Here is a 6454-nt window from a genome sequence, read left to right as displayed (position 1 = left end):
TTAAAAATTAACATATCTAATTCGTCTTTTTCTGGTAATTTCTCATAAATAATACGACAAAATTCATATACTTGTTTAGAATTGCTCTTTTTTATCGGAATCATTTTTCACCTCTAAAGCTTGGTTTAATCATAATTATACCACAAAAGACCGTTTGCACGGTCTTGCTTTATATATTAACTATCCAACTCTACTAAAGGATCAGCAACTTCTAACAAATGACGGGATGGCTCCACTGTTTATTTCATTAAATGACTACATTCAAATCTTTGCCCGAAATGCCATCAAGAAATACTTCATCAATTTCTGGTCTTAATTTTTTTAGTTTAAATTTTTGAATCTTCGTTATTTCGGGTTGAAAAGAGATAGTCCCACTTGGAAATTGGCCTCTGATAATTCTAGTATAAACATCTTTTAAAAAACCTTCCCACTCCTCTGATAGCGAATTTTCAAAGGCTGCCTCTCCCTCAAGTAAATACCTGATGCCATCTGCACGATAAAAAGCTAATAAAGCGACTGAAAGACTACACTTGGAATGGCTAAGCACTGCTTTTGTCACTTCAAATCCATTATCCCAGTTAAAATTGTCCAGCAAGACAAATAGTTCATCCTCGGTTTGAAACTGCTTAAGACTCGCCACAACTTTAGCATTGTTTTCAGAATACAAAATATCCGATATTTCCTGTATTTGATGCTTATCCATTTAAAACCTCAACTCCCTCCTAATAATCCTAAGCTTTCCAATGTTTGCAAGGCAGTGTTTTTTGAAGGAGGACAATCATTCTTCAAAAGGCCCTTAATTTCTTCAAGATGATTATAAAAATCGGTATTGATTTCTTTTAAATTTTCAGTAAATAAGTCTACTAAGACTGAATCAATATTTTCTAAAGGAGAAGGCAATTGTTGCTGATTGTCCAGTAGGTAGGCTTCCCTAGCAGTTGCACCGATTGCATAGCTAAGATTATCCCACGATGGAATATTATCCTCATTCTCGTCTAATTGCATATAGATGAAAATTCCTTTAAAATCCGTTCCATCATCTAGCAGACTATAAAGCTCTTTGCCCGTTTTGTTTTTATTTTCCAAAAAACTCCAGCAAGCATCCAAGGCAACTCGAATTTGTGGCTTATATTCTGTTTCCATATGACTTAGGATAGCTTCTGAGTAGACCAGCATGAGATAAAGTTGATTAGTATTCATATTCTCGCAGTTACTCCTCAAACAAAAATTCTAGGTAAGGGCTAACAGAGAAGTCTGAGACATAGGCTTCCTCCTCAAGCCATTTCGTTCTCCTTGCAATGTCACTGTAGCTACTAACCAGTTGCTTATAATGAATAAAATAATCTTCGAGCGTATCTTCATCCACACACTCTATGGTTTGGGGCAAATACCGCTGTCCAACGGCTTTGTATGACTGATAAACTACTAACGCAATGAAAGCATCAATACATCTCCACACTGCTGGATCTGTCTTTTTATCTAACTCCGAATAAGTCAAGATGTCTTCCTCGTCTAAATTTTCCAATCTACCATACAGAAAGTCTGGGTCAGACTCACTAAGCCTATCAATAAATCGGCCTGCAATTTCTAACGTTTCACGCACATATTCCTTATAATCCGAGTTGCCTATATATATTTCTAGCGGTTCTGTTAATTTTCGCATAAATTGCAAAAGATCGAGATTAAGAGTAAATTCCATTTTGATTCCTTTCTGAATCTAGGACGCTGCAAAAGCTATCGTAGCTCTAGAAAATTGATTTGCATTCAAGCTAGTGTCTAATTTCATTCCTCATCTCCTGCAGCAGCTTTCAAAAATGCTTGCTTGAATTCCTCATACATATCAAAGGCGATTTTCATGACGTCACGAAAATCTACATAGTCGGAAATAATGGGCTGTTTGATAATATAATCACGCGCAATCATCAACCTTGGATATCTAGTCCAAGGAGAACCAAGGACAACTTTATCTCCTTCATAAGCAACCCAAATCAATTCTAAGCGACCATACTCAAGAGCAAAATGAAAGCCAAAACGAAAATTTCCGATTTCCTCCAAGTCAATATGGAAAAAGCGTTCTCGTTTATCATATTGAGCTTTATAGCCTAATAATTCAACAATTTCCATCAGAAAATCGCCGTCATAATAATCCAAAGCTTCTTCTTTAGGAGTTCTAATCCTACTAAATGTATGGGACAATGCTTCATATCTCTTTACAAAATTTATATCTTGTAAGGCTTTTTCAACTCTAGTATCTAGCTTCATTCTTCATCTCCTGCATCCACTATTTCTACATTTAAAATACCATCATCCAGGAATTTTTCATCAGATATTCTCCACTTTCATACATAAAGTGTTTATTCATTGCTATTGACATGTGTTTTAGTTCAGAAAATGCATCCTCCAAACCGTCTAGAGCTAAAAAGATATCTACAAATCCAGATGTATAAGAGGGATCTTGAGATGATGAAATTTCATTTCTCTTTGTTTCTAACAAGCTAAGCCCGCTATTTAATTGATTCAAACATCCGTTTATAGCTTTTTCACAGCTTTTTAAATCATCTAATTTCTCATCACTTAAAAGATTTCCATTGAAGTTCTGATTTAAGTTCTCACAAAAGCTGATATATCTCGTTACTAGCTCATTCATTTTCCTCTACCTATCTATAATTGACTGTCGCAATAAATTTGATATTGGGCTGTTCTTTGACTTGCCCACAATATTTATAATTGTAAAGTAAAATAATGGAATTACTTTCAGGTATAGCTTGGTCATCTTCAATCTTCTTTAAATTATCTATGACAACATCTGCATATGAAGCTCCGATTAGATGTTCATATACATTTAAAAATCTTGAATCAAGATATTCTTTTTCGATTAGGTATTCGTCAATATCATCGATATCAATTTGAAAAGCATCATAAAACTTGGAACTGACAATTTCTCCGTCATCATCATACCTTAAGTCGATATAGTTATCCAGCTCTTCCCTACTTGCAAAATTTCCAACCCAAATTGATACTGCATTTTCAGTTTCCATATTCTCACCTCTATTTATACTGAAATCCTGAAATTGTGCTATTAAAAATTCTAGGTTCATTCTAAAAATGCTACTGATGCTAGAACTTATAGCTTTTATCTCTCACTATCGAACATGAGTTCATCTAGTTTTTCTCTGTCAATCGCAATATTTTTATAGGTTTCAATGGTATTATTTAGAAATCCCATATCCACTTCAGCTTGTCCTTTGTACAAGTTAATTTTTGCACCTAAATCTATGAGACTAGCGAGAATTTCTTGCATCACTATTAACTGGTCTAGATCCAGATAATCACTTTCTAACAAAGCCTCATTTTTCTCTATTTTTGTCTTTATTTCACCAATTGGCAAAGTGCTATGTTTCCTCATTATTTTACATGCCTGTAAGATATTATCTGACATTTTGATCTTTGCGTAGATTATTGACACCATTCGCTCCTTTATAAATATCTTCCATTAAGCACTCCTTCACTCGGTCAACCTATCTTTAGTTATTCTAACAACTTGATTTAGTCTGAGTCATTATCTTCATCCAGATATTTAACATTTAGAATTTCATCATCCAGGAATTCTTCCTCAGATATTTCTCCACTTTCATACATCAATTTCTTATTCAAGGCTACCAGCAAGTTATCTGCATCATCCAATAAAACCTCTAGTCGTCTCAGTCCCCAAAAAATTTCAAGAATCCCTTTTGTATAAGCGCTATTTCTTGAAGATTCAATTGATCCAGCCTGACTTTCCAAGATCTGAAGACCACATTTTAACTGTTCGAAACTTGAATCCCAGTCATCACGAATGTCCTCCAGAAAATCATCTAACTTCTCATAATCAAGCAGTTTTCCATTAAATTTATCATTGAGTGTTGAGCATATCTGATGCAAATTTTCTAGTACTTCTTTCACTTTATACTTTCCTTATATATTTATCATCTACTTCTATCTTCAAAGACCACAATCTTGACTGAGAGGGAACAATTTCGCATTATTACTATATTGGAAAGTCGGGGCTATTGCTCCGTATCATCGAACATATAGAAATCGTCTTCCTCAATTTGATTTTTGGTATCTTCTTGTGACTCAATAACATGACTCAAAAATTGCATGGTTACCTTTTCATCATCAAGAAATAATTGAAGCTCCCCACCCAATTCTATTATCTCTTCTACTGTCTTTTTAAAGCTCTTTAGGCGCTCTAAATTCAGATATTCTGTTTCAAGCACAGCCATATGATGAGTCATTTTTTCCTTGATTGCTCCGATTGGTTCATGACTGAAATCTCTAATTATTTTCAAAATTTTCGTATCGCTATTATCTGACTTTATTTTGGCCATAAATTTATTCATGACTGCTCCTTTTTAAAATCGATCCATTCGCCGAGTAAACTCATTTTCTATCTTCTCTGCCAGTCACATCTTCATCAACGCTTTCGCCTTTTTTCTCTCTAATCTTCTTTGAAATTTGAATGTGAATCTCCCTTAAATCAGCTACATAATTTTCAATATTTAGCAATGAACTATAGATATCATACATCCCACTTAAGTAGGCTTGATTAGCAGTATCATGTATTGATTCTAAGTCTAAATTTTTCATTGCAGCAAGCCCTCATCGATGTCTTCTTGGAAATCTTCATGAATGTCATCATAAACATTCGCTACCTGCTCTGGATTTATTAAATACTCATTATAATGGGAATTTAATTTGGAATAAAGGGTTGTTAACTCTTGCAATAATTGTTTCATAAGTGTCCTTTAGTTCATTCTATTCAGGAAAATATTTAACTTCAAAACAATATCTGCCTCTCGCAAAATAGGCAGGTTGTTAAAAATCAATGTTCAATAAAACTAGTATAACAAAAACTCTAGGAAAAATGAAAATGTGATAACTTGACGTTATCACATTAAACGAAATAAGACTATAGCTTAACAATCACTTGCTCACGGCCGGCATACTTATCAATTTCTTCTTGCCAGATTTCCTTTAATCTAGGTGTAATTTCTTTTTTGCTACCTACGGCTCTCATATCGGCGATTCTTTCTTCAATCGTGCGAATCTTTTTCTTTTTGCTTTTAAGTTTAGCCACCCAGTCTTCAAAATTGATTTCTAAAGGCCGCACAAGCTGGCCTTCATGATCAAAAAATGCTAGCTGATTGAAATTTTTTCCTGTAACACCAAGAAGAATAGAATTCCCAAAACTATCCTTCGCTATGGGAATAAAACCTCTGTCTAAAACTTCTTCTAAAAAACCACTCTCAATCAAATATTGGAAATTATTGTATTGGCTCGCTTTATTAAAACCATAAAATGCACGTATATCTGAAGTTTTACGATTTATACTAAAACTGGTTTGCAAGCTATTCCCGCCATTATATTTAAGTAGAAATTCTTTATATTTTTCTGGGAACTTGATTCTAAACTTATCTTCAAAATCCGCTATAGCCTGATCTACAGCTTCTGTATCGTAAGGAAAAATTCTTAACATTTCTAACTCCAAATTTTTTACTATTTTGTAAAGTTTCAATTCAATCAATCTACCATTTTTAAAATAAGTACTAAATAAAAGAGGGACTACACATTCTCACATTCTAATCCCTCCCATTTTAACATTAATTTTGGACTAATTCTAGAAATTCGGTAAAAGTGCGAGCCAGAAAATAGGCATTATTTTCATCACTTGAAGCTTCTAGATTATATGTATCATCATAATAATAAATACCTTCATTCTCATCACCACTCAACCATAAAACTAGAAAACCATGTTGCAAGGAATCGCCTATAATAATTGAATTAGAAAAAAGATCATCTAAGTATTCATCAGTCCAATCTTCTATATCAGAGTTTTTTACGCCAGTCTTAATCCCATATAAAGTAGCAACATTAATTTCTTCATTGATGTTCTTTATCTCAATATAATTTTCAAACTCATAGGAAAGACATCGTCCGCCATTGCTTTCTTTCAAAAAGTTTTTATATTCTTCTGGAAGAGTTAGCATGTATTTCTCTTCCAAATCTTTTATTTCTTGATCACTGGCATGACCTAGTGGTCGAATCATTCAGCTCATCAAACTCTCCTCTTCTTTTCAATATCGCAATCTTTGGTTTACGATTTTTGTTGAACATTCTCCCCTTTTAATTAAAAGGCTTGATGCCTTTTAGACTTTCTTGCCCATCTATCGCAAAATCAGAGTCAACTCAGAAAGTCAGTAAAAATAGCATTACAGCTTAACAATCACTTGCTCTCGACCTGCAAATTCATCGATTTCTTCTTGCCATAAAGCTTTTAACTCATCATCAACTACAACAGGACTTCCAATTTCTTCCATTTCTTTCATTCGTTCTTCAATGGATGGAATATGAACAACAGGACTTTTTATCTTTTTTAGAAATTCGATAAAATTGATAGTAAATGGAATATACG

The 6454-nt window shown here is 33.7% G+C and carries 13 protein-coding genes and 1 pseudogene; all 14 read right to left on the bottom strand.

Features of this window, described 5'->3' with window-relative positions:
- Nucleotides 1–247: 247 nt before the first annotated feature.
- On the bottom strand, nt 248–703 hold the full coding sequence (locus tag D8872_RS10400; RefSeq protein ID WP_125390863.1) for a DUF4274 domain-containing protein: 456 nt from the start codon (nt 701–703) through the stop codon (nt 248–250).
- Nucleotides 704–711: 8 nt separating this feature from the next.
- Entirely contained in the window at nt 712–1200 is a 489-nt protein-coding gene (locus D8872_RS10395; protein WP_125390862.1) for an Imm6 family immunity protein, read from the bottom strand.
- Nucleotides 1201–1210: 10 nt separating this feature from the next.
- The gene (locus tag D8872_RS10390; protein WP_125390861.1) at nt 1211–1699 is read right to left on the bottom strand and encodes an Imm6 family immunity protein; all 489 of its coding nucleotides are present in this window, start codon (nt 1697–1699) and stop codon (nt 1211–1213) included.
- Between the two features lie 83 nt (nt 1700–1782).
- On the bottom strand, nt 1783–2262 hold the full coding sequence (locus D8872_RS10385; RefSeq protein WP_125390860.1) for a hypothetical protein: 480 nt from the start codon (nt 2260–2262) through the stop codon (nt 1783–1785).
- A gap of 31 nt (nt 2263–2293) precedes the next feature.
- Nucleotides 2294–2647 (bottom strand): hypothetical protein, encoded by a 354-nt coding sequence (locus D8872_RS10380; RefSeq protein ID WP_125390859.1) that lies wholly within the window; start codon nt 2645–2647, stop codon nt 2294–2296.
- 10 nt (nt 2648–2657) lie between these two features.
- The gene (locus D8872_RS10375) at nt 2658–3038 is read right to left on the bottom strand and encodes an immunity 22 family protein (protein WP_125390858.1); all 381 of its coding nucleotides are present in this window, start codon (nt 3036–3038) and stop codon (nt 2658–2660) included.
- 95 nt (nt 3039–3133) lie between these two features.
- Nucleotides 3134–3388, bottom strand: a complete 255-nt coding sequence (locus tag D8872_RS10370; RefSeq protein ID WP_260471698.1) for a hypothetical protein — start codon at nt 3386–3388, stop codon at nt 3134–3136.
- A 158-nt stretch (nt 3389–3546) separates the two neighbouring features.
- Nucleotides 3547–3942 carry a hypothetical protein gene (locus tag D8872_RS10365; RefSeq protein ID WP_125390856.1) on the bottom strand — a complete coding sequence of 132 codons (396 nt, stop codon included), beginning with the start codon at nt 3940–3942 and terminating at the stop codon, nt 3547–3549.
- A gap of 104 nt (nt 3943–4046) precedes the next feature.
- A complete protein-coding gene (locus tag D8872_RS10360; RefSeq protein WP_125390855.1) occupies nt 4047–4382 on the bottom strand; it encodes a hypothetical protein in 336 nt (111 codons plus the stop codon).
- Nucleotides 4383–4422: 40 nt separating this feature from the next.
- Nucleotides 4423–4629: a hypothetical protein gene (locus D8872_RS10355; protein ID WP_125390854.1), complete on the bottom strand. Its 207-nt coding sequence runs from the start codon at nt 4627–4629 to the stop codon at nt 4423–4425.
- Nucleotides 4626–4778 (bottom strand): hypothetical protein, encoded by a 153-nt coding sequence (locus D8872_RS10875; protein ID WP_185761422.1) that lies wholly within the window; start codon nt 4776–4778, stop codon nt 4626–4628. Before D8872_RS10875 ends, D8872_RS10355 begins: the two co-directional genes overlap by 4 nt.
- A gap of 173 nt (nt 4779–4951) precedes the next feature.
- Nucleotides 4952–5518, bottom strand: a complete 567-nt coding sequence (locus D8872_RS10350; RefSeq protein WP_125390864.1) for an SMI1/KNR4 family protein — start codon at nt 5516–5518, stop codon at nt 4952–4954.
- 124 nt (nt 5519–5642) lie between these two features.
- Nucleotides 5643–6089 (bottom strand): SMI1/KNR4 family protein, encoded by a 447-nt coding sequence (locus D8872_RS10345; RefSeq protein ID WP_260471697.1) that lies wholly within the window; start codon nt 6087–6089, stop codon nt 5643–5645.
- A gap of 162 nt (nt 6090–6251) precedes the next feature.
- Nucleotides 6252–6454: pseudogene (locus D8872_RS10340) on the bottom strand (SMI1/KNR4 family protein); the annotation flags it as partial.

Source organism: Streptococcus cristatus (assembly GCF_003943815.1).
In the GTDB taxonomy this organism is placed as follows: domain Bacteria; phylum Bacillota; class Bacilli; order Lactobacillales; family Streptococcaceae; genus Streptococcus; species Streptococcus cristatus_F.
This window is presented reverse-complemented; position numbering and strand designations above follow the sequence as displayed.